This is a genomic window from Dapis purpurea BLCC-M126 (genome assembly GCF_050015975.1).
Taxonomy (GTDB): domain Bacteria; phylum Cyanobacteriota; class Cyanobacteriia; order Cyanobacteriales; family Microcoleaceae; genus Trichodesmium.
In genome coordinates this window covers 1-23,425 of the sequence record NZ_JBNHER010000286.1, presented here as the reverse complement: position 1 = coordinate 23,425, position 23,425 = coordinate 1, and the positions used below count along the sequence as shown (strand labels likewise).

Annotated in this window: 18 protein-coding genes; 12 read left to right on the top strand and 6 right to left on the bottom strand. The window is 35.6% G+C overall.

Annotated elements, in window-relative coordinates; genetic code table 11:
* Window positions 1-569: 569 nt before the first annotated feature.
* Window positions 570-1,289: a biliverdin-producing heme oxygenase gene (locus tag ACP6PL_RS26045; protein WP_426548244.1), complete on the bottom strand. Its 720-nt coding sequence runs from the start codon at window positions 1,287-1,289 to the stop codon at window positions 570-572.
* 406 nt (window positions 1,290-1,695) lie between these two features.
* Here ACP6PL_RS26045 and ACP6PL_RS26040 point away from each other — a divergent pair, with 406 nt between their 5' ends.
* The 6 genes from ACP6PL_RS26040 (at window position 1,696) to ACP6PL_RS26015 (ending at window position 8,557) form a co-directional block, all read left to right on the top strand.
* Window positions 1,696-2,772, top strand: coding sequence for a glycoside hydrolase family 10-like protein (locus tag ACP6PL_RS26040; protein ID WP_426548243.1), 1,077 nt, complete (start codon window positions 1,696-1,698; stop codon window positions 2,770-2,772).
* 227 nt (window positions 2,773-2,999) lie between these two features.
* Window positions 3,000-3,368, top strand: a complete 369-nt coding sequence (locus tag ACP6PL_RS26035) for a hypothetical protein (protein ID WP_426548242.1) — start codon at window positions 3,000-3,002, stop codon at window positions 3,366-3,368.
* On the top strand, window positions 3,369-3,905 hold the full coding sequence (locus tag ACP6PL_RS26030) for a hypothetical protein (protein WP_426548241.1): 537 nt from the start codon (window positions 3,369-3,371) through the stop codon (window positions 3,903-3,905).
* 200 nt (window positions 3,906-4,105) lie between these two features.
* Complete coding sequence (locus ACP6PL_RS26025) at window positions 4,106-4,600, top strand: DUF1822 family protein (protein ID WP_426548240.1); 495 nt, start codon at window positions 4,106-4,108, stop codon at window positions 4,598-4,600.
* A gap of 12 nt (window positions 4,601-4,612) precedes the next feature.
* A complete protein-coding gene (locus ACP6PL_RS26020; RefSeq protein ID WP_426548239.1) occupies window positions 4,613-5,032 on the top strand; it encodes a DUF1822 family protein in 420 nt (139 codons plus the stop codon).
* A gap of 483 nt (window positions 5,033-5,515) precedes the next feature.
* Window positions 5,516-8,557 carry a CHAT domain-containing protein gene (locus ACP6PL_RS26015; RefSeq protein WP_426548238.1) on the top strand — a complete coding sequence of 1,014 codons (3,042 nt, stop codon included), beginning with the start codon at window positions 5,516-5,518 and terminating at the stop codon, window positions 8,555-8,557.
* 211 nt (window positions 8,558-8,768) lie between these two features.
* Here the strand turns inward: ACP6PL_RS26015 and ACP6PL_RS26010 are convergent, their stop codons facing one another.
* The 4 genes from ACP6PL_RS26010 to msrP all read right to left on the bottom strand — a co-directional run bounded on the left by ACP6PL_RS26010 (window position 8,769) and on the right by msrP (window position 14,360).
* A complete protein-coding gene (locus tag ACP6PL_RS26010) occupies window positions 8,769-9,974 on the bottom strand; it encodes a glycosyltransferase (RefSeq protein WP_426548237.1) in 1,206 nt (401 codons plus the stop codon).
* A 503-nt stretch (window positions 9,975-10,477) separates the two neighbouring features.
* Window positions 10,478-11,731, bottom strand: a complete 1,254-nt coding sequence (locus tag ACP6PL_RS26005; RefSeq protein WP_426548236.1) for a glycosyltransferase family protein — start codon at window positions 11,729-11,731, stop codon at window positions 10,478-10,480.
* Window positions 11,732-12,917: 1,186 nt separating this feature from the next.
* On the bottom strand, window positions 12,918-13,112 hold the full coding sequence (locus tag ACP6PL_RS26000) for a heavy-metal-associated domain-containing protein (RefSeq protein WP_426548235.1): 195 nt from the start codon (window positions 13,110-13,112) through the stop codon (window positions 12,918-12,920).
* Between the two features lie 261 nt (window positions 13,113-13,373).
* Complete coding sequence (msrP, locus tag ACP6PL_RS25995; RefSeq protein ID WP_426548234.1) at window positions 13,374-14,360, bottom strand: protein-methionine-sulfoxide reductase catalytic subunit MsrP; 987 nt, start codon at window positions 14,358-14,360, stop codon at window positions 13,374-13,376.
* 1,207 nt (window positions 14,361-15,567) lie between these two features.
* Here msrP and ACP6PL_RS25990 point away from each other — a divergent pair.
* Both ACP6PL_RS25990 and ACP6PL_RS25985 read left to right on the top strand, forming a co-directional pair.
* Window positions 15,568-17,628 (top strand): protein kinase domain-containing protein, encoded by a 2,061-nt coding sequence (locus tag ACP6PL_RS25990; protein ID WP_426548233.1) that lies wholly within the window; start codon window positions 15,568-15,570, stop codon window positions 17,626-17,628.
* Between the two features lie 757 nt (window positions 17,629-18,385).
* Window positions 18,386-18,895 carry a pentapeptide repeat-containing protein gene (locus ACP6PL_RS25985; RefSeq protein ID WP_426548232.1) on the top strand — a complete coding sequence of 170 codons (510 nt, stop codon included), beginning with the start codon at window positions 18,386-18,388 and terminating at the stop codon, window positions 18,893-18,895.
* A gap of 1,244 nt (window positions 18,896-20,139) precedes the next feature.
* Here the strand turns inward: ACP6PL_RS25985 and ACP6PL_RS25980 are convergent.
* Window positions 20,140-20,388 carry a hypothetical protein gene (locus ACP6PL_RS25980; RefSeq protein ID WP_426548231.1) on the bottom strand — a complete coding sequence of 83 codons (249 nt, stop codon included), beginning with the start codon at window positions 20,386-20,388 and terminating at the stop codon, window positions 20,140-20,142.
* A gap of 112 nt (window positions 20,389-20,500) precedes the next feature.
* Here ACP6PL_RS25980 and ACP6PL_RS25975 point away from each other — a divergent pair, with 112 nt between their 5' ends.
* The 4 genes from ACP6PL_RS25975 (at window position 20,501) to gifA (ACP6PL_RS25960) (ending at window position 23,253) form a co-directional block, all read left to right on the top strand.
* Complete coding sequence (locus ACP6PL_RS25975) at window positions 20,501-22,105, top strand: glycoside hydrolase family 57 protein (protein WP_426548230.1); 1,605 nt, start codon at window positions 20,501-20,503, stop codon at window positions 22,103-22,105.
* A 431-nt stretch (window positions 22,106-22,536) separates the two neighbouring features.
* On the top strand, window positions 22,537-22,731 hold the full coding sequence (gene gifA / locus ACP6PL_RS25970) for a glutamine synthetase inactivation factor IF7A (RefSeq protein ID WP_426548229.1): 195 nt from the start codon (window positions 22,537-22,539) through the stop codon (window positions 22,729-22,731).
* 71 nt (window positions 22,732-22,802) lie between these two features.
* Window positions 22,803-22,997, top strand: a complete 195-nt coding sequence (gifA, locus tag ACP6PL_RS25965; RefSeq protein ID WP_426548228.1) for a glutamine synthetase inactivation factor IF7A — start codon at window positions 22,803-22,805, stop codon at window positions 22,995-22,997.
* Between the two features lie 61 nt (window positions 22,998-23,058).
* A complete protein-coding gene (gifA, locus tag ACP6PL_RS25960; RefSeq protein WP_426548227.1) occupies window positions 23,059-23,253 on the top strand; it encodes a glutamine synthetase inactivation factor IF7A in 195 nt (64 codons plus the stop codon).
* The last annotated feature ends 172 nt before the right edge of the window (window positions 23,254-23,425 follow it).

Sequence of the window (23,425 nt, the reverse complement as noted above, 5' to 3'; positions counted from 1 at the left end):
AGATATTGTACATTTTTAGGCAACAGGCAATAGCCAACACAGAAGAAGGGAAAAATTTTATCTTACTAATTGCAAATATAAGAATCTGATATGAATTGTGAGATATTGTACATTTTTAGGCAACAGGCAATAGCCAACACAGAAGAAGGGAAAAACTTTATCTTATGAAGATTATAACCACCATATTTTAGATTTTTAGAGAGCAGTCAAATTGTCACATCTGATTCCTGATTGCTATAGATCCAATTACGTTGTAATATAGAATCCGGTTGAACACTCGTCATTGCGACGAAAGGAAGCAATCTCAGAGATTTAGGAGATTACTTCCTTTCATTCTGTTCTAGTGGGAATGACTTGGGTATATTCAAGAATTAATAATTACCTCTTCATTATAAAGAAATGGATTTGATATTATGTCTCGAAAAGAAATATCTTTCCTCATTCTCTTCAAATGCAAAACCCTGGAGACTTGGTGACTGCAACTTCAGCCATCAAACCCCCAGGATTTCAAAGACAATTTAAAACTATAATCTTTCCTGAGAAAGCAATATTCATTAACTCAGCATTATTTATTCAGCAGCAGTAGCCAACTCTGTACTACCAGCACTGCGCTTTCTGGTCAAAGTATTAAACAGTAACACACCGATCGCCTTAATTAAATTACCCTCTAACTCATTGAACATTTTCATGTTCATGCCAAAAGCAGCGTTCGCCTCTTCAACCATCTTATCTGCTGTTGCTTGATCGACGGGTAAATCATTCATCGCCTGACGATAATTATTCTTGAATGCTTTCTCATCCGGAATTTCTGGGAATTCATAGAAAGCAGTACCTTCTCCATCAGTTAAATTCATGCCTCTTTGAGCAATTTTCTTGAGAATTTGACCACCAGACAAATCTCCTAAGTAACGAGTATAGGAATGAGCCACTAACAATTCTGGTTCTTTTTCAGAGATTTCCCTAATTCTCTGTACATAAGCTTCACCTGCAGCAGAAGGAGCAACTTGCTCGCGCCAACCAGCACCATAATAAAACTTTAGGTCTTGCTCTAAGCTTTGCTTGCGGTTTAGTTCTGGAAAGTAAATTTTGGAAACGATTGGATGTTCCCGGTGGCGTTGCATCTCTTCTTCCATTGCGGAATAGACAAAGTAAAGATTCTTAACTAAAGTCCGGTAGGAAGTTTTTTCTACAACTCCTTTTAAAAAACACTTGACAAACCCTACATTTTCTGCGTTTGTATGAGCTTTTTTGGTTCCTTCACGCAATTGAGTTGCTAGGTTTACACTCATGTTAAATTTCCTTACTGATACTAAACTATACAATTGGCCGTATAAATTTCTACAGAAACTTAGAAATTAAATTGCCTATTTGAATACCTTAAAATGAATAGATGAAAATTTACATTAAGAATAATTAAGAAGTAACCATGAACCAGATTTTGGATTATGTCTCATACGATTGTACATTTAATTTGCATCTGTATCATCAGTAATCTACCCAGATAAGAGGGTCTTAACTGTGAACTTTTGTATTCAAGACTGTTACTTTAATTAAAAGTATCTAGGCAAAAATTGAATTATTAAATTTTTATTAAGAAAATTAGCTTTTGCGATCCAATAATATCCACTTTGTTTGCAGAGTATGACAAACGGAAAAGGTTTTTCAAAGCAAAATAATCAATAATCTTAGATAATTATGGAATTACGCGGTATCTGGCTGACAAATGTTGATAGCAAAATTCTCTATTCTAGAGACAAAATTGCTGAAGCAATGGATTTTCTTGTAGAAACTGGGTTTAATGTTGTATTTCCTGTGGTTTGGAATAAAGCATTTACCCTTTATCCTAGTCAACTGATGGGAAAAATTTTTGGTGGAGAGATAGATCCCCTATACAAAGGTCGCGATCCCCTTTCAGAAGTCATCACAGAAGCAAAGCGAGTGGGTATTAAAGTTATTCCTTGGTTTGAATATGGGTTTGTTAGTTCTTATAAACAAAATGGAGGGTTGCTCCTGAGCAAAAAACCGGAATGGAGAGCTACTGACTGTAGAGGGAATTTATTGGTGAAAAATGGCTTTGAGTGGATGAATGCTTTGGATGAGGAAGTGCAGAATTTTTTGCTCGATCTAGTCTTGGAAGTTGTGAGAAATTATGACATTGATGGTATTCAGGGAGATGACAGAATGCCCGCATTTCCTTCAGAAGGCGGTTATGATGCGAAAACTATAACGCGTTATCGTCAACAGTTTTCTTGTGATCCGCCTCAAAACCATAAAAATCAGAAGTGGTTAAAATGGCGGGCGGATATTCTGACAGATTTTTTGGCTCGTTTATACCGGGAAGTAAAATTGGTTAAACCTAATATTTTGGTTTCAATGGCACCCAGTTTTTATAAGTGGAGTTTCAATGAATATCTACAAGACTATCCCACTTGGATAAACCGAGAAATTGTTGATATTATTCATCCTCAACTTTATCGTCGTGATTTTTCTAGCTACAAAACTATTGCGCAACAGTTAGTAAGGCAACAGTTTACCGGAAGTCATTTGAGCAAAGTATTTCCTGGAATTTTAATCAAAGTTGGCTCTTATCGTATTAGTGTGGATTATTTGTTGAAAGCGATCGCTTATAACCGCTCTGTAGGTATTAATGGAGAGGTGTTATTTTTCTATGAAGGTTTGCGAGAGAATAATGATGAGTTGGCTAAAGCATTGAGAAAAGATTTTTATTCAAATTACTGTAGTTTTGATTTTCATAGGAGTCACTTACTCTGATTTTTCTGGTGACAAAACTATTGCGCAATAGTTATAGTAAATAAACCTATTATAATTATAACAAGATTGGCGCAAAAATCAGGTTTATTCACAAATATTGACTGAAAGTTACTTGAGTAAAGTATTTCCAGGAATTCTAATCAAAGAAGGATGTCTTTTCCGTAAACTTGCCTTGCATAATTTTTTGACTAGACTTCGACTGTTTATTGAGAGGCTTTTTACCTTTAATGTCTAGAGTGATGGATGAAAAACTCAAACAACTGTTACAACAAATTAACTCTGCTACTGAAAGCTCGAAAATTCAGCAGACAATAGGGAGTTTATTGGCTTTGACTTCTCGGTTGCCTGGTATTCGTCAAGATACTCACCCAAATTATTTGGAGGCACTCAATACTACTTTATTGGATGTGAGGAAAAATTTGGGGCAGTTTCTTGCTAGTGCCGATATTGATAGGGTTTCTGCTCCGATATTGCGGGAACATTATGTTAGGTGGGTGAATGGGTTTCTCAAGTATGACATTCTGGACTTATATCGTTCTCATCGTCAAGACCTTAGTTTGAATGTCGCGCAACCAGAAAGGGATGAGGGAGAATGATTGGAAAGTTTATCTGAGGATGGTTTCAATAATCATATTTTTGATTCATTGGATAGTTTACTGCAACAGGAAGAAAATCAAATGACTCAAAATAAAGGTTTAATTTTGGAGTTGTATATTGAGTCAGATCCAGAAGGAAAGTTGAGTGGTTGTCACCCGCAAAATTATCCTAACTGTAATGCTAAGGCGATAGTGGAATATTTTTATTTGAGTGATCGTGCTGAAAAAATTACTGTTAAAGAAGATTGGGTTATTGCTAAAAGTAAGAGGGAATTAAGTATTAAAAAAAGTACAAAAAGGATTACTTTGGCTGCTGCGGAGCCGAAAAAAACTTGGCAAGGTTTTGCTAAAAAACAGGGGATTAATTATCAAACTCTAAAGGCTCATTGGCAACGAAAATGTTTGCCTTTGTTAAGGGAAATTGTTCTGGATATTGAGAATAATTTGGATTATTATAATCAACTTCTATTAAAAGAAATACCTAACCCCCTAGCCCCCTTCCCTTACAGGGAAAGGGGGAAATGTTCTCAAGATTAAATAGTTTATTTGACTTACAAATTAATAACTACTCTCGCCTTTCTTAGTAGGAGATGGGTTGGGGGAGAGGTCATTTCAGTTATTAGTATATCTGGCTGAATCATAGAGATTAAAATACTGAAGTTTACTGTTTTAACCCCCTTCAAAGGGGAGGCTTGAGAGATTATTTTTTGGTCAACATTTTTGAGGATAAATTTACCATGAACAATTACACAGAATTACGTCCTGTTATTATATCTTTGGATGCTAGGATACATCAAAAAGCATCGTCTTTAGCTGCTCAACAATCTCATCCAGAAATTGCCAAACAAGTTTACTTAAATATTTTGGCAGTTGCTGCTGTTTCTAATTTGCTGAAGTGGTTAGAATTTGAGACAAATTTAGAGAAGGTATATAGTTTTAATCCGTTTTTGACTGGTTTGTTCAATACCACCGATTTGATAGTAGAAAATCAGCAGTTATTCTGTGTACCTATTTTGCCTGGAGTCACAGAATTTTCGACTATTTCAGATGTGGCGGAAAATTTTATTGGTTATGTGGCTGTACAATTTCAGCAAAGTTTAGATAAAGTGGAAATTTTGGGATTTTATCCGGCAGTCACCGAGGATAATTTACCAGAAAAAATGTCTGTTGAATATTTGCAACCTCTAGATAATTTATTTGAGTTTTTGGAGAAAAATAAACAGGCAGTTTGACCTCAGAATGCTTTGGTAAATTTAGCTAATTGGTTTGCTGGAATTTTTGATGAAATTTGGTTGCCTCCTGAAACAGTTTTTGCTCCTAGATTAGGCTTTGCTAAAAGTAGTTATGTTGATACGGTTAAGAGAGCAAAAGTTATAGATTTTGGTTTACTTTTAAATCGGCAAAAAGTAGCTTTAGTTGTTACTATTCAACCGGAAGTTGATTCGGAAGTGGGGGTATTAGTACAAGTTTATCCTATCGACAAACAAGAATTTTTGCCTCCTGGTTTAAGGTTAAAAATTGAATTGGAATCAGATAGTGAGGAAGTAGAAGCTAGGGCAGCTGACCAATTAATTCAGTTGGAATTTAGCGAAATTCTTGGTAGACATTTTTCTGTGAAAGTCATTTTAGATGATGCAGAAATAATTGAGAATTTTGTAGTTTAGGGAAAGATTAAAATGTCATTGCGAGGGGGTAGATAAAGGAATTATTTGGGTTTATCTAATATTAAGCCCCTCGAAGCAATCTCACCATAGAATTTAAAATGTCATTGCAAGGGAGTAGATAAAGGAATTATTTGGGTTTATCTAATATTAAGCCTCCTAAGCAATCTCACCATAGACTAAGAGATTGCTGCGGCTAAATGAATCCTTTTTTCCCAAGATTTAAGTTTTTTTATTATCGCCTCGCTTCGGACAATATTAGAATTTAAAATGTCATTGCGAGGGGGTAGAGAAAGGAATTATTTGGGTTTATCTAATACTAAGCCTCCAAAGCAATCTCACCATAGACTAGGAGATTGCTTGGGCTAAATAAATGCTTTTTTCTCAACATTTAAGTTTTTTTATGACCGCCTCGCTTCGGACAATATTAGACTTTAAAATGTCATTGCATGAAAATGTAAAAGTAGTTCATTTATCAAAAAAATAATGGAAAACCAAATCACAATCTACCTCAAGGACGGCAACTTTTCAGAATGCTTCAATTCCATAACTATCCAACTCAATCAAAACCAAAAAATTACCACAACCTTACCACCTGCTCCCCAAATTCCTCACCTATACAAAAACTGGCAACAACAATATACTTCTCTCACCCCAACTGCCAGAGCAGGATTCAAAAAAAGCCAAATTACTCATATTTCTAGCTCCGAATGTTTCCATTATTATCAAGCACTCTGCCAACAACTCAACACTTGGTTTACCCCTATCAAAAATCTCTTACCAAACTCTGAAAAATTTCTCCTCATTATCAATACTCAAAATATATCAGATTACCAAACCAGAGAAATTTTACATAAACTGCCTTGGGGAAAAATTCACCTTTCAGAAAATTCGATAATCGAAACTATACTTAGCTTCTCCGAAGGGAAAAATTCCCCAAATATTCTCTCTGAAATACCAAGACAAGTCAGAATATTAGGAATCTTAGGAGACAACACGGGCATTAATATTTCCCAAGACAAAGACTTGATTCAAAAACTTAGAAGAAGAGGGGCAATGCCCAAATTTTTACCAGAATCAAATCAACCCCTAAAACGCACAGACTTTGCACAACTATGGGATGAAGCTTGGGATATTATTATCTTCTCCGGTCACAGTCAAACACAACAAAAAACTGGCATTATTTATCTCAATTCTCAAGAATTTTTAGATTTTCAAGAAATTAGAAAGACTCTGATTACTGCCAAACAACAAGGGTTACAATTAGCCATTTTTAATTCCTGTGATGGTTTAGGATTAGCTCAACAATTGGCAGATATTGGCATGACTATTATTATCTGGCGAGAAATTACCCCAGACCAAATTGCTCCTCTATTTCTCAAATATTTTCTGACCTCTTTTACTAACAACAATTCTATCTATACTTCCATGGAGCAAGCCAGACAAAAATTACAGGAATTACACCCAGAAATTGAACAGAAATTACCAGGAGTTACACAATTACCAATGATAATTCATAATGGCAAAATTACACCTCCAACTTGGAGTCAACTGCGGGGAAAAACAGACGGTAGAATAGTTGATGCTGACTATTTATTAACTCGTCAAGAATTGCGTAACCGGAAAAATTTATTAGAGGCAGTTAAACATGAAGTAGTCGCACGTTTGAGTCAGTCTTTGCATAATCAAATGGAAGCATTAATTAATGTGCCGAAAAAAATGGAAGTTGAGCAGGTAAAACGTATTTGGGATGTGAATGTGAAAATAGGCGATCGCCCGAATCTGAAATTATCTCCTGATGCGGATATTATTGATGTGTTTGATGACTCGATGGTTGCGGGTAAGTTGTTGATATTGGGTGCGCCTGGCTCTGGGAAAACAACGACTCTGTTGGAGTTGGGGCAAGAGTTGGTTATTCGTGCAGAGATGGATGTGGAGTTGGGGATACCTGTGTTTTTCAATTTGTCTTCTTGGAAGGATGAGAAGCAGTCTATTGAGGAATGGTTGGTAGAGGAGTTGCGCTGGAAGTATGGGGTGAGTCGGGATATTGGTAGGAGGTTGGTAGAGGGTAAGCAGTTGTTGCCGATGTTGGATGGTTTGGATGAGTTGGAGTCGTCGCGACAGGGTTTGTGTGTGGAGGCGATCAATAAGTTTTTGTTGGGAGAATGTCGCCCTCAGTTTTTGGTGGTTTGTAGTCGGTTGGAGGAGTATGAGTCTTTTGGGGGTGGCTTATGTTTGAATGGGGCGGTGTGTTTGTTGCCTTTGAGTGATGCTCAGGTGGAGGGTTATTTGTTGGGGTTTAGTAAGTGTGAGTTGTGGGAGTCGGTGAGGGGTGATGGGGAGTTGTTGGAGTTTGTCAGGGTGCCGTTGTTTTTGAGTATGGTTATTGTGGCGGATGTTTCTTTGGGGAGGTGGGGTGAGTTGAGGGAGGATGAGCGGTTGAATTATTTGTTGGATGCTTATTTGGTAAGGATGTTGGAGCGCAGGGTTGATAATCGGTTTTATGGGGAGAAAAAGGTGCCTAGTGATGAGAAGACTTTGGAATGGTTGGGGTGGTTAGCGTATCAGTTGGAAAAGCATTCTAAGACTGAATTTTTGATTGAGCGGTTGGAGCGTAGTTGGGTGGATTATACAAATATAAATACTTTTAAGTGGATTCAGGGTTTATCTGCTTCTGTTTTTATGGTAGTTTTTTATAGTACAATGATCGTAATTAATGAGAATAATAAAATCACGGAGCAAATTCCTGTTATAATTGGTTTGATAGTCGGGAATATGCTAGGTTATGTTTTTAGACTATTTGGTGAATATGATTATGAAAGTGAATCAGGTATCAATCCAAGAAAATTAGAAGTTATTAAATTTTCTTGGAAAAATTTTCTAGAGTCTTTTAAGGAAAATATTTTAATTTGTTTCTCTTATAAAAACCCACTTTTTGGCGATAAAAAAACAATCTTAATTTTTCTGTTTTTGTATACGTTATTTGCCATATTAGTATCACTAATATTGTGGTCTTTATTTCCTGCTAATAAATTTGGATTTTCTTTGTTAGTATTCACTTTACTTCCAATACCATTTTGTATTTTACTACCGATGATACCAGGCATTGGTATTGTTTTATCTAAAAGCTTTCAAGGAGGAGAATTTAAAAATAAAACATATCCTAATGAAGGAACGTGGCGGATTTTATTAAATGGAGTATTTTTGACAGTAATGATACTTCCTATTACAGTTATTTTGCTTCTATTTTCAAAATCAATTAGTTCTGAATTAATCCATGGCATACTAAGGTTTTTAGGAATAATATTACCATGTGCAACATTATTGCATTTTGCAAGTCCTGTTACCGAACACTTAATCCTCCGCATCACCTTTTCCCTCACAAAAAAAGCTCCCTGGAATTACGCCCGCTTCCTTAACTATGCCACCGAAAAAATGTTACTTCAACGAGTAGGAGGAGGTTATCGATTTATTCATAGATTACTACAAGAACGTTTAGCATGGGGATACACTAATCAACAAAAATAGGAGTTCGTAGGTTTGATTAAGGAACTGAACCCAACATTTATACCAAATAATTATGACTTATCCAGAAACCGGTTTATAATACAAAATTTCCTGATTTGAATAATAATAATTAGAGCAATGAATCCCGTTTCTGGTTCCGGTGCGTAAGTCGTAATTAATTAATAATTCTGGCAATATTTTCCCATTTTAAAGCCTCAAAAAGTCAAATTTTCTATAAAAATACTTGTTTGAACTTTTGTTTTGGCAAAACTTGTTGATAAACTTTTGCCCAATTTTCTTTTTCCACAGCAGGAGCAAGTTGTTCTAGAACTTTTTTCCTGGCAGCTTTTCCTAATTCCTGTCGTAACTGGGGCGATCGCTCTAACTTGCGCAAAGCTACAACTAACTTCTCACTCGAACCTGGGTTAACAACTAAACCATCAATACCATCTGTCAAAATTTCGCCAATGGCATCAACATTCGATCCTACTATAGCTCGACTAGCTAACATTGCTTCTAACATTGCATTAGGGCAACCATCATTCAGGGAAGGAATCATAAAAATATCTATGTGAGGTAAATATGCCATTGCCTCAGCACGACTTAACATTCCTGTGACAATTATTTTGTCAGCAATTCCGCTATTCTGGAGTTCTTGTTCCCAATATTCTTTTTCCCGCGCGACAAAATCACCTACTAATAGTAATGTTAATTCAATATTTTCTTTAGTTAGTTGAGAGCAAGCATCTAGGATATATTCTAATCCTTTTTTATCCCGGAACCTGCCTACGGAACCAATAATCATTCCCCGGCAATTTTTTACCAGTTCTGGAGTGGCAAAATTATCAAAATCTACTGGTTGAATTGAATTCCAAAAAACTGAAGATTTTTCCTCTATATTAGATACCAAAACTTTACCGCGTTTGAATAAATCTCTACTCACAAAAGTCAGCCAAGATGCCTTTTCTAAAGTCCAAGATAACTGGGCGTGTTGTTGGGGAGCAAAAATATGTTTGTGGAGGTCGCTACCACGAATACTATTAATTACTGGTAGGTCATTTTCCAGAGCTAATAATGTTGTTAAAAAACCTGTTTCTTTAATAAAAAAGGAATGAAGTAAATCAAAATTAAACTGTTGATGGAGCTGTTTGAGTTGAAAATATATTTCACTCCGATATTCCATAATCATTACGCTAGGTGAATACAGTTCTGTTGTCCGAAGTGCTGCTGTCAAACGATGAACTAAAATGCCATCTTGTTGAATTGTTTGACGAGTAGAACGTTGGATATTTTTCTTTCTTTTATTGGCATGAAAAACAGCAACATGAACATCATAATCTAACTCTAATAACATTCTAGCAATGCGATATACTGACTCACCGACTCCACCAACATCAGGTGGAAATTCTAAAGTAGTTAAACAGACTTTCTTTTTCATAATTTTTGATTAAAGTAAGGAACATGGAAAAATGAAATAATTTTTTTTAATCTTGAGTCAGCTAACAAAAAATATCAAGATAATGTTATACGCAATATTAAAATTTTTAACTGATAACTGATTAAAACAACAGATTCTATTTCCTGGCACAAGCTTTGCAGATAGAATGCTGTTTTTTATACACCATTAAAATCGAACTTACTAACAGCAGGTTCATATTGTAGATAATTGATAATTTGTTCGGCAAATTTTTCTGGTACTAAATCTTCGGGATGAGTAATTTTGACAATTTCCATTTGTTCCAATTTCCGTACCCCCATTATTTCTTGTTGCTCTCCATTTCCTGACTATAATATCCTATAGGCTACTTACTACTTTTATTCGTATTTTATTTGCTTTTTATACCAGATGAATTAACTCTATGGCTCTAATTTTTGATTTTTATGTGATTTATTTGGGTAGCAATATTCGATATAATCCCAGATAAACTATCGAGATAAAACCTATTTTTGAGCTGTTACTAACGATTGTGCATCAGGATAATTGTAAGTAATATAACTATAATTAGTAGATCTTTCTCCATACACTAACTTGTAAATCAAGTCAAGAATTCGTGGAAGTGCATCCAAGTCTAATTTAAATAATTTAGTGTAATTTTGGGCAGTATTATTTAGTTTTTCTACAACTTCTGCCATCAAATTTTCTGGATTTAATAAATCTGGATGAATTGCCTTAATCCAACCTACTTTATCCATAAATTTAGCCCGAATTAACTGTTCTTTAACTGGCTTAGTTCTAGGTACAATAACTGCTGCTTTTTCCAAGGATAAAATTTCACAAACTGTATTATATCCACCCATAGAAACAATAGTATCGGCAACGTTCATATAGCTTATTAATTCATCAGTAAACTCGATAATTTTTACATTAGAATACTGTCTTGCTTTTTGATGGAGTGTTTGTTGCTTTTCCCGTGGCATTTCAGGACCACAAATAATTAAACTCCTAATTTTATGTTGTTTTGGTAAATAACCTAATCCTGAAATATAGTTGTCAATTAAATGATAACCATCGGCACCACCCCCTGGAGTTACTAATACAAATTGTTCGTCAGGATGAAGATTTAATTCTTGTTGTATTTCATAACGATTTTTTCGTTCTGCTATCCGACGGATGTAACCGCAATGTTTGACTTTTTCTGAAATTACAGTAGGGAATTTATATTCTTTAGTAATGTCAAAGACTTCCTGCATACCTACTACCCAAACTTGGTCGTAAAACAGTTCAATTCCTTCATAGTATCCCTTGCTTTTCCATTCTGCAATTGTTTTTTTAGGGGTATCAAGTATATCTCTGAGTAATAGTACGACCTTTGGAGAGTAATCAGAATTTTTGATTTGCTTGAGGGTATCTTTCAATTCTTCTTGCAATCCATAAGGTTTTTTATCTACTAAAATAACATCTGGTTTGAAATTTATTGTCGTTATCTTAATTAACTCAGAACGCAGTTTAAAGGTTTCTTCTGTTTCTATTCCCAGATATTTAACTCCGAGTTCACCATACTCATTCCTACCAATACACGGAAGCTTAATGTAATCAAGTCCTTTTGGCATCCGAAAACTATGCACTACTGGCGAACTACATACAAGCAATATTGATAATTGAGGAATTGCCTCTAGTAAATATCGGCAAATTGTTAGCATTCTGCGTAGGTTTCCCAAACCATAAGCGTCATGGGAATAAACCATTATCTTCATCGAGACTTACCTCATTTTTTTATTGAAGGTTGAATACTTAGTAAATAATACGCAATAGCTAACAGGGGGAAAAGTTCCAAAAAACTTATAATTATTACTATATCTAGGTTGTAGCGATTTTTGAATAAATTTAACAACAACTCTGATGTTTTACCGAATACGATTATTGATAAATTAAGTATTTCTACTTTTATACAGAATATTGTGAGTTAATATAGCAATCCTTATATTAATTTGTTGTGTTTCAAATTTTGACTTATAGAAGCCATTTGGAATCTGAGCAAAGCTACGAGTTTTTGGAAAAGGGTTCAACAAAACCATTAATAATTAATAATTATTAATTATTACCTCTCCTTATGAAGAAGAGGATTTTGCTCAAGGAAATTTTTTTCTTTTCTTGGTCGATAGGATATGGCGTTTCGGCTAAAAGCCGACATGAAAAGCGCAGCGGCTCTGTTAAGAGTGGGAAACCTCGCCATCCCATCCTAACGGACTGCTCCGCAAACGACCGCTTTTTCTCCATGAATGGAGAGACTTTATAGCTTATTTCGGTAAAAATTTAGGAGTCAAGAGATTGAGAAATAGAATAGAGGAAAAAGGTAGAAAAATTCCTCCATATTCACCATCTCCCACACTACTCACAAGGGTAGGTTTTTGAATTTCTAGTTGTGACTAGACTTGCAGGACTTGGAGACAAGGGAGAAAAAAGTATAGATATTATGAGTTTAAATATTCCAAGTTTTCTGCTTCCTTGTCCACTTTCACCCTTGTCTACTTTGTGTGACTCATCTTACACCCTGATTATCAAAAACATACCCTTGTAATACCAATTGCCAAAAGCAATGCTATACTTATATCGCAGTTCAGTTATTAAGTAATTAACACAGCTATAAAAGCCTTTTTGCTAATAATTAGCAACTTCGTATTAATTATTCTTATGTTTACTTCTCCCCGACTCCCCGACTCCCCGACTCCCCTGCCCAATCTAACGTAGAAAAGTTTTTGAGAATGGTATAAGCTCCCCCACTCCCCAGCTCAAGAAAGTGTAGCAAACATTTATTACGCTTGCTACTACTACTTTCGATTCTCTGTTGTCAACTTTTACAGAAAATCTCATAAAATATCCTGGGAGTCTATATAAGTAAAGTCCCCCAGGTTATTTGTTTAGATTAGAGAAAAATTTTTTCTATTCAACTGTATGTCCAGAATCAGTAATTACTTGCTTAATGGACTCTTCAGATGCTTTAGCTTCTACTGTAACTATCTTTTGCTCCACATCCACTTGGACATCAGCTTCAGACTCGTAATTTTTGATTGCTTTAGTAATAGTATCTGCACATCCACCACAAGCAATAGATGGAACTTTTAATTGCATTGTCATATGAATAATTAGTAAGTTTACTACAAATTTTTAATCAGTATACCAAGAGTTATCAATTTCTGGAATTAGAATTAATAATTTAACTGGATAAACCTGATTTTTTTCATTAATATCCTACAAACTGAGTTTCTCTATGTTTTGTTTTACCTAACTCTAAGTAGGTAGGTAAAATTAAATTGAAAATTCAGCCAAGGAAGTAATTTTAGTCAAACTCTTCTAATTCCTGAATTTATGTGCTTAATTCTGAATACTAAAACCTATCTAACTATACAGACTAGCAACATATTCTTCATAACCATTGTAAAGTAAAGTGGGGCGTTTTTCCCAGGACCAACTAGCACCTTCACTTAATACTCTCTCAGTGGCTTGAGACCATCGGGGGTGGGGTACGTTAGGATTAACATTTGCTTCAAAACCATATTCATTAGGTATTAAAGTATTCCAAAATGTTGCAGGTCTTTTTTCTACAAATTCAATTTTTACTATTGATTTTGCTCCCTTAAAACCATATTTCCAAGGAATAACCTCTCTCAAAGGCGCTCCATTTTGTTTTGGCAATGATTTACCATACATTCCCATCGCAAAAAAAGCTAATTCATTAGCCATTTCATCTATTCTTAAACCTTCTGTATACGGCCAAGGATAACCACCTCCCCAAAAACCTGGACCTTGAGTAATTTGTGGGTCATAAAAAGATGTAAAACGAACATATTTAGCTTTTGATGTTGGTTCCACATCCGCCATTAATAACTTCATGGGAAAACCAAGCCAAGGTACCACCATTGCCCATGCTTCAACACACCGAAACCGATATACTCTTTCTTCTAGAGGAAACTTTTTTTGTAGTTCATCTATATCATAAATACGAGGATTTTTGACTAAACCTGCAACTTCAACTTTCCAATTTTCAGTTGGTAAAGCTTGAGCATTTTGCCAAATAGATTTACCACCGCCAAATTCATAGAAATTGTTATATTTTGTTGCTAAAGCTTCATCAGTTATTGGTCTATCAACTTTAGCAAAATTGGAATTAGGTGTAAATTTGCTAATAGTTGGTAAAGTTGTCGCTTCAGAAATTAGAGATGTTTTTGAGTTCCCAGCACAACTTGTCAGAGTAGATAAAGCAGTAGCACTCAAACCAGCGCCAATTAAATTTTTCATAAACCTACGGCGGTTTAAATAAACCTTTTCTGGAGTAATTTCTCTTTCGGGAATTTCCCAAGACTTTTTGATCCGGATTAGTGGCATAATTAATTGTTAGTTACTATGAAGTTAAACTGGAATATTGAAAAATTATGAATTTTTTACCTAGTTTACAATAAAATAGCAATTTTGCAGTGTCAGTGAAGTACAAATTTCTGGGATTTAGGACATAGGGAATACCAGAAATGGAAATAGAAAAAAAGAAAAACAACTATAACCTTAAAAAATATGAGAAACACTATAACTCACTTCTAGAGATAGATGTGGTGATTTAGAGTTAAGTAACGGAACAGAAAAGCTCTCGAATTATAATAGGTTTGAAAAGAATAATCTTGGCTAATACTATTTCTTAATGGAGCTGTACTTAAAATAACTCGCCCTTGGAATCATTGTTTGGATATAGCCTTGGACTTGAAATCTAGTTTATTTTTTTGAGTCAAATATTTATGGTATGTTGAGCTTAACCCAATTTCTGAGTGTTGAAACTCCACTTAATAAGTTCGAGCAACAATTATTAAGGGTATTCTTATCAAGAAATGATATAAGTATTTTAATTTTTTGAGGAATTTGACTAAAAACAAACTTTTGCTTTCAATAAAGTTGATTAACTATGCAAATAAAAAAGAAAAATTAATAATTTTTTTTGATAATGAACTAATTCATAACACAAGATCGGAAAATCTAGCAATGCTAAATAATTTGTCAAAAATTTTAAAATAAATAAAAACTAAAAATTATTATGCTTTTTTCCTGTTGCCTAATTATAATAATTTGGATTCACAATCTAAATATAGCAATCACAAATCAGATATGAGAATTAAGGTGTTTCTTAAAAGAATAGAATATAGCAGTTATCATATTCATAACATACATTTTTTTCTTTTTCCCTATTTCCTATTCCCTGTTCCCTAAAACTCTCCAATATCTGAAAACTTAAATCATATTGCTATATAACTTCTATAGATAAATTGTTAATTATTTAACAATTGAGTAACTTGAAGATATTCAAAGATACTATGTATATTTTTGTGAAGAATAATAATCAACCCTGATTAAAAGTGAAAAAATGTATATAACCCAATAAAACTACTAATTTCTCAAATTTAAAGTCAAAACTCATTCATCCTCCAAAAATTTTAGCTGTAATTTTTTACTATCACAAATTCAAACAACCCCTAACCATTCCATAATATTTGTAGCTAAAATCTAAGAAATATTATCATAGAAAAAATATGCTAATTGATTGCTGATTATGAATCATCGCATCAATCCTCACAACCAAAATCCGGAAGATGGTGACAAACAAATTGTCAGCCAAAATGAGACAATAGGGAATAATGCCAATTGTCCACCTATACTCAAAGAACGCTACCAGAGCATCAAACCTTTAGGTGAAAGTGTCTGGAGCCGTACATTTCTAGCCATTGACCAAGACAAACCTTCTAAACCCCCTTGTATTATCAAAGAGTTTGTCAACCTAGACGACAGAAAAGACCTAGTTTTTCAGGGTCAAGAAATTATCCCGACATTTAGCTGTGACCCAGTACAGCTAGACAAAATCGGTAAACATCCCCAAATTCCGGAGCTATTAGCATCTGTAGAACATAATGGCCACCGTTATTTAGTACAAGAATATATTGAAGGCCGGAACTTGGCCACAGAACTTATAGAAGATGGTGTCTTTAGTGAAAATAAAATTTGGCAAATATTGAATCAGTTGTTGCCAGTGTTGGAGTTTATCCACGACCATCACCTGATTCACGGAGATATTAAACCAGAAAATATCATTTGTCGGACAAAACCAGGCACAAGTCTACCAGAATTTGTTTTAGTTGATTTTGGTGTTACCATTTCTGCTAATGGAGACTTGTTATCAATAGGCAGTATTAATGGTTCGGCTGAATATGCTGCCCCAGAACAAACACGGGGGAAAATCTATCCCAACAGTGACATATATAGTTTAGGTGCAACTTGTCTACATCTATTAACAATGGTTTCACCATTTGAACTATTTGATATCAAAGCCGATAAGTGGGTTTGGCGAGACTATTTGAAAAATCCAATTAGTCGTCATCTTGGTCGCATATTAGATAAAATGGTGCAACGAGACCATCGTCAACGGTATCAGTCTGCAGCAGAAATTATTAAAGATATCAAGTACGGACCAACACCAGTAGATGTCATTCTGCAAAAACCAAAGTGGAGTGTAACTGTTTGGGGAGCGGCAGCGATCGCTCTATTATCATTAGTTATTAGTTCTCGCGTACCATCTCCCAAACCTCAGCCATCATTATCTTCATCGTCAGAAAATATTACTGAGTTAAAGCAAGATTTACCTCAGCCTGAAGATAATTACACAACTACACTCCCACCCCTACCACCATCTACAGGAATTATAGATCAACTTTCCCCACTGCGAACTTTAGCGACAACTTCTGGTCCAGTTTGGTCGATCGCAACTAGCTCAGATGGTCGTATTGTTGCCAGTGGCAGTACAGATGGGAGTATTCAACTGTTACATTTGCGCAGTGGGCAAAATTTAGGTACATTATCTGGACATGACGGACCTATATGGTCTGTTGCTATTACTCCAGACAGTCGCACCTTAGTTAGTGCTAGTGGTGACAGTACAATCAAAATTTGGGATCTTTACACTGGTAGATTGAAAAATACCTTGTATGGTCATCTGAAAGATGTTTTTTCTGTCGCTATTAGCCCTGATGGGAATACAGTCGCCAGTGTCAGCAAAGATAAAACCATTAAAATTTGGGATATTAATAGTGGTTTACTATTGTATACTCTTTATGGGCATTTAGATGAAGTGCAGTCTGTTGTCTTCAATCCTAATGGTCAAACCCTAGCTAGTGGCAGCAATGATGGTACTGTCAAAATATGGAATTGGCGTTATGGTAGACTACTACGCACACTGAAGGGTCATAGTGGACCTGTATGGTCTGTCGCTATTAGCCCTGATGGTAATACTTTAGCTAGTGGTAGCTGGGATAATACGATCAAACTTTGGGATCTCAATACTTATCGCCGACGAATAAGTAGGCGTTCTCAACGTACTTTAATAGGTCATTCAGAAAAAGTTCAATCTCTTGAGTTTAGCCCTGATGGTAACACCTTGGCTAGTGGAGATTTTGGGGGTACAATTAAACTCTGGCAAATTCATACAGGTGGTTTAATGGGAACTCTCAAAGGACATTCGGCCTGGGTGAATTTAACTTTTGATCCTCAAGGCAAAACTTTAATAAGTGGCAGTTTTGATGACACAATTAAGCTATGGCGTTTTTCTCCCTCAAGGTTCTAAAATTCTTTGAATGACAATTACCTAATATTAGAGAATCACTTGTAGGGATGTTCCATCAAACCTCCCTACAGCAATTGTAATTCCAGCTATTTATATCATGTTTACTGAAATAGTTATGATTAAGAATTGCAACTTTGTAGCAGAGCAGTTTGTAGGTTAAGTTGAGGTCGGAAACCCAAAAATAAGTTTGTATCTGTTGGTTTGCGGTGTCGCTTTTGATATCAGTGATAGCCGTTTGCGAAGCATTCCCTAGGACCAGGGAAACTAAACCTACTAGCTCATCTAGCTTTAAAATATGGGTAAATTTTAGAAAATATAGACCTCTCCCTCAACCCCTCTCCTTGTAGGAGAGAATCTTTTTCTCCTCTTCCCTTCCCTGCAAGGGAAGAGGGGGTTAGGTTTGCCACAATTTTAGCCTAGATACCCTACTAGGGTATTGTAATACCAATTCACTTTAAAGATGTCACAAATAGTTTCAAATTACATAAGTGAAATAATTTGCTGGAATTACTGTAGCATGAAAGTTTTTAGTATATACAATCTCAATGTATGACTTTTGTAGTGGTGATTTGCGTTTGCGGAGCATGACCTAGGAAATCACCTCTACCAACTTTTAACTTCCGTGAAACGGTATAACTATATTCCTTTAAAGCCAAATTTATTTGCCTAATCAAAAAACGTACTGCTATAATTTCGTTGCAAAAACAACTTCTGACTTCTGACTCCGTTATACCTCATCAACTCAAAAACTACTGTAATGGCTAAAATGAAACTCAAAATATTAATAACAACTCTATTAGTTTCACTAACTTTTGCCACACCTGTAGTCGCATACACAAAGTGGCAAGCACGAACTTTAAAACGCTCAAAAGAATGTTTTTACTGTAACCTTTCCAATATAAATCTCAGTGATTCTAATTATCAAAAAATAAACGTAACTGGCTCAGTATTACAAAATGCTGACTTCTCTAATACAAATCTTGAAAAAGCCAATTTTACTAACACAGATTTAACAGGAGCAGAATTCGATAGTGCCAACTTACAAGAAGCTAACTTACAGAGATCTATCCTCAAATCAGCTAACTTTTGGGGAGCAAATCTTCAAAATGCCAATTTACGCGGAGCTGATTTAACAGAGGCTGTTTTTTGGAATGCTGATTTAAGAGGGGCAGACTTACGGGACACTGATATTAGTAAAGCCAGCTTTATTGATGCTCAACTCAAAGGTGCAATCTTACCTGATGGTACTATATATCCTTACAAATAATAGCTTTTAGGTAGTCAAGAAGAGACTCTAAGTCACCAAGTTTTAATTACAGGAATTGGATGTTGAGGTATAGTTTAATACTAATTTCTGTTGCCTAAATTTCTACAACTTTGTACTTCTAAGACTCCAAAACAGCTATAAGTGATACCAATTTACTTTAAAGATGCCACAAATAGTTTGTAACTACATAAGTGAAATAATTTGCTGAAATTACTGTTTAATCAAAGTTTCGAGCCTATAAAATCTTAATACATAACTGTCTTGAGTGCGTCTTACATTCTGGAGGGGCTGTTTGCGGAATTACTTCCGCACTTTATACGCCCCGTAGGAAACCTCGGAATTACGTACTCTATCCATGAATGCATGATTTTTAACTGTCGTGAAACGGTATGATTTTGCAGTTAGTAAGAATATTAATCATTCCAGAGAAAACAAGATTAGCACGATTATTTTTGGTTAGAATAAGGGTCATTTCAGTTATCAGTTAGCCTCTTGCAGAGGAGATTCTAAGAAATGCTTTGCAAATGCTTTTCATATCGTGTAGCGTTTGACTACGGAACATAAAAAACGGAGTTGTGCGGTAGCCAAACAGTACCTCCTGCAATAGGGAGGCTTGAAAACCGGAATTTTCTTTTTCATCCCCTTGTAAAGCAACACCTCACAGCGCAGCCAAAGGAAGGCTTGATTAAGACTTGCGTAGAGACCACATATATAGCGTTAAAAACTATAACGTTATAGTTTTTTAACTCTACATATAGTACCTTTCCGTAAGTCCTGTTGATATCAAATCTGCTTACTTTGGAGAATAATATTTTACCATCAGTATTAACAAAAACTCCAAGCTTGGTAAGGGTTTGGAGACCAAACCCCTACTATATTAATAGCATTTCTGATAGCGTAGCTCCCCTGTAAGAGGCATAGTAATGCTATATTTGATTGCCATCTCCCCACTCCCCATTTCTAATGGATATGTAGCAAACTTTTTGATATTTGGTATAAATTGTACCGATATTACCAGATTTGATATGATTCCTTTTCATGTCATGGTCAGAAAAATTAAATAGAATTAGGCCATTTGAATAACTCAGAGTTGATGCCAATTGTTACGGCTAGACTCAAAGATAGAATAGCTTAATTATGTAAAGAATATGGGATAAGATTTATAGAAACACAAAAGAGTTATACAAATCTTGCTTTGTTTTTGGATGACGATCTAATACCTACTTAATAGTTATTAGAAACTCTCAGGAAAAAGAATAAAGCGATGCAGCGCGGTCTTGGGGGTTTCCCCCATGAGCGACTGCATCAAGAAGCATGGTTTGTATATAAGTGGTAATAATTGCTCTTTCAATGCAGACTTTAATGAGGCTGTAAATATTATCACAAAAGTAGACACCAAAGCTAGGTTTAAACCTCAGCCAACTGTGTAGGGGCACTTTGACTTGTCCCCAGAGAATATCTCTTTGGTCAGCTAAGGAGATACTAAGCAACATGAATTTATCCTATTGCGTAGTATCAACTTAGAATCCCCCCAGGGAGTAGTCAAAATCTGAAAATATTTTATTTTTTCAACTTTAGTTCACCGTTTTATTACCTATAAATGCTATGGCTATTGGCTATCTCGCCTTTGTTCTTCACGCCCATCTCCCTTTTGTACGACATCCAGAAAGCGATTATGTTTTAGAAGAAGAGTGGCTATTTGAAGCAATTACCGAAACCTATGTCCCCCTAATCCAAATGTTTGAGGGGTTAAAGCGAGATGGTGTGGACTTTAAATTGACCATGAGTATCACACCTCCTTTGGTGGCCATGCTGCGAGACCCTCTACTACAAGATCGCTATGAACACCACTTAACTTTACTTGAAGAATTAGCAGAAAAGGAAATTGACCACAATATCCACAATGGTCATATCCGCTATCTTGCAGAACATTACGCCACTCACTTTAGCAATGTTCGAGAACTCTGGGAGCGTTACAATCGTGATTTAATTACTGCATTTAAGCAGTTTCAAGATAGCAACAACCTAGAAATTATGACCTGTGGCGCTACCCACGGCTACTTCCCACTGATGAAAATGTACCCGGAGGCAGTCTGGGCACAAATAGAAGTTGCTTGTCAACATTATGAACAAAACTTTGGCCGTCGTCCCAGAGGAATTTGGGTGCCAGAATGTGCCTATTATGAAGGTCTAGAGCGATTACTGGCCGATGCTGGTATACGTTACTTCCTCACAGATAGCCATGGTGTACTCTACGCTAGACCTAGACCTAGATTTGGCAGTTATGCCCCTATCTTTACAGAAACAGGAGTAGCTGTTTTTTCTAGAGACCATGAATCTTCTCAACAGGTTTGGTCTTCGCAAGTGGGATATCCAGGAGACCCAGAATATAGAGAGTTTTATAAAGATTTAGGCTGGGAAGCAGAATATGAATACATTAAGCCTTATATTATGCCTAATGGCCAGCGCAAGAACACAGGGATTAAATATCATAAAATTACAGGTCGTGGTTTGGGGTTAGGAGATAAAGAACTTTACGACCCCTACTGGTCTAGAGAAAAAGCAGCAGAACACGCTGGTAATTTTATGTTCAATCGGGAACGGCAGGTTGAGCATTTGTACCATATTATGGAGCGGCTTCCGATTATTGTTTCTCCCTATGATGCTGAGTTGTTTGGTCACTGGTGGTATGAAGGGCCTTGGTTTTTGGATTTCCTATTCCGCAAAACTTGGTATGACCAAAGCACTTATCGGATGACTCATTTGGCAGATTATTTACAAAAACATCCTGAGCATCAAGTTTGTCTTCCTGCACAGTCTAGTTGGGGATATAAAGGTTTCCATGAATATTGGCTTAATCATACTAATTCTTGGATTTATCCTCATTTGCATCAGGCCACAGAAAGGATGGTTGAATTGGCGCGATATGAAGCACAAGATGAACTGGTACTAAGGGCCTTAAACCAGGCAGGTCGAGAATTGCTACTGGCTCAATCTTCTGACTGGGCGTTTATTATGAGTACGGGTACTATGGTTCCTTATGCCGTGCGGAGGACGCGATCGCATTTGAGGCGTTTTAATAAGCTTTATGAAGAGGTTCTACAGGGAAAGATTGACTCTGGTTGGTTGGAAAAGGTTGAGGCGATCGACAATATTTTTCCTCAAATTAACTATCGAGTTTACAAACCACTTTCTTCAGTCAAAAAATAAAATTAAGACCCACTCAAGACAGTTAACAGTAATTTTTTCTTTGCTCCTCTTTATTTCCAGGGGAGTTTTTTTTATCTTTAATCATAGTGTTTGACTGCTTATGATTGGCTTTTATAACAGTTGAAGCAAAGATTAGGAGATTGGTAGATCATGTTTGCAGAGCATTGACCTAGGAAAAACTCAGTCAGAGATTACTTTTAACTTTTAACTTTTGATTTTTGACTTCTGGGTAGCGTTATATCCCTTGGCTTTTCTAGTTTTTAATAAATTCAATCATTTCTATATAATCATCTCAATTATTAAAAATACTGTAAATATTTATTACAAAAAAATATTTAGTAACAACAGATACAGAAATTTCTGTTAGTATGAATATGAAAGGAAAAAAGCAACCCAAACATTAGTCAAGCAATCAAAGGAGAAAGTTAAGTATGTTGACTGAACCTCAAGCACGTTCTTTAATGGTCCGTCATCACCATCTTGTAAAAAATCGTCAGCAGTCTATGCTGAACAGAGCGATATCTGAAGTGGGATTAGAAAGTAGTCACTACTGGGGTCATATTCAAGGAAAAGTACAGCCTACCTTTAGAAAAAATTATGAGCGTGGTCGTGTTTCGATGAGCTAATCGACTTCCTTTTTTTGAATCAAATTTCATCTTTAACAAAAAAAATTTAATCCAAAAGGAGAATTAAAACAATGGATGTAGAAAATCAAGCTCGTGCCTTAATGATGCGTCATCACAACCTGATTAAAAATCGTCAACAGTCTATGCTAAATCGTACTGCAAGCGAAGTTGGTGTAGAAGCAGATAACTATTGGGGAAATATTCAAGGAAAACCCTATCCTAGTTTTGTCACTACTTATGATCGTAGTCATGCTTCCATGAGTTAGAGTATTATCAAAAGTAGAAAAATTTATCAAAAGCAAAAGTTAGCAATAGGAAAAATCAACAATGGATGTAAAAAATCAAGCTCGTGCCTTAATGATGCGTCATCACAACCTGGTTAAAAATCGTCAACAGTCTATGCTAAACCGTATGGCAACTGAAGTTGGTGTAGAAGTAGATAACTATTGGGGTAAAATTCAAGGAAAACCATATCCTAGTTTTGTCACTACTTACGATCGTAGTCATGCTGCTATGAGTTAGGAACATTGCCTGAAAAATTGAATAATGTTTTTGACTTCATCATGTCGCAACTTAACCACTGTAGAAAAAGTTGCGGCTAATTTTTTGTCTCTCAACCCTTATAGAACCCATTTGAGATCTATAGAACCCATTTGGTATCTTTTCCGTCCAAGGTTATACTAAGTAGCGATCG

What these genes read in the sequence shown, in the direction of transcription:
- ACP6PL_RS26045 (WP_426548244.1), bottom strand. Translation starts at nt 1,289, where the DNA reads ATGAGTGTAAACCTAGCAACTCAATTGCGTGAAGGAACCAAAAAAGCT.
- ACP6PL_RS26040 (WP_426548243.1), top strand. Translation starts at nt 1,696, where the DNA reads ATGGAATTACGCGGTATCTGGCTGACAAATGTTGATAGCAAAATTCTC.
- ACP6PL_RS26035 (WP_426548242.1), top strand. Translation starts at nt 3,000, where the DNA reads ATGTCTAGAGTGATGGATGAAAAACTCAAACAACTGTTACAACAAATT.
- ACP6PL_RS26025 (WP_426548240.1), top strand. Translation starts at nt 4,106, where the DNA reads ATGAACAATTACACAGAATTACGTCCTGTTATTATATCTTTGGATGCT.
- ACP6PL_RS26015 (WP_426548238.1), top strand. Translation starts at nt 5,516, where the DNA reads ATGGAAAACCAAATCACAATCTACCTCAAGGACGGCAACTTTTCAGAA.
- ACP6PL_RS26010 (WP_426548237.1), bottom strand. Translation starts at nt 9,974, where the DNA reads ATGAAAAAGAAAGTCTGTTTAACTACTTTAGAATTTCCACCTGATGTT.
- ACP6PL_RS26005 (WP_426548236.1), bottom strand. Translation starts at nt 11,731, where the DNA reads ATGAAGATAATGGTTTATTCCCATGACGCTTATGGTTTGGGAAACCTA.
- ACP6PL_RS26000 (WP_426548235.1), bottom strand. Translation starts at nt 13,112, where the DNA reads ATGACAATGCAATTAAAAGTTCCATCTATTGCTTGTGGTGGATGTGCA.
- msrP (WP_426548234.1), bottom strand. Translation starts at nt 14,360, where the DNA reads ATGCCACTAATCCGGATCAAAAAGTCTTGGGAAATTCCCGAAAGAGAA.
- ACP6PL_RS25990 (WP_426548233.1), top strand. Translation starts at nt 15,568, where the DNA reads ATGAATCATCGCATCAATCCTCACAACCAAAATCCGGAAGATGGTGAC.
- ACP6PL_RS25985 (WP_426548232.1), top strand. Translation starts at nt 18,386, where the DNA reads ATGGCTAAAATGAAACTCAAAATATTAATAACAACTCTATTAGTTTCA.
- ACP6PL_RS25980 (WP_426548231.1), bottom strand. Translation starts at nt 20,388, where the DNA reads ATGTTGCTTAGTATCTCCTTAGCTGACCAAAGAGATATTCTCTGGGGA.
- ACP6PL_RS25975 (WP_426548230.1), top strand. Translation starts at nt 20,501, where the DNA reads ATGGCTATTGGCTATCTCGCCTTTGTTCTTCACGCCCATCTCCCTTTT.
- gifA (WP_426548229.1), top strand. Translation starts at nt 22,537, where the DNA reads ATGTTGACTGAACCTCAAGCACGTTCTTTAATGGTCCGTCATCACCAT.
- gifA (WP_426548228.1), top strand. Translation starts at nt 22,803, where the DNA reads ATGGATGTAGAAAATCAAGCTCGTGCCTTAATGATGCGTCATCACAAC.
- gifA (WP_426548227.1), top strand. Translation starts at nt 23,059, where the DNA reads ATGGATGTAAAAAATCAAGCTCGTGCCTTAATGATGCGTCATCACAAC.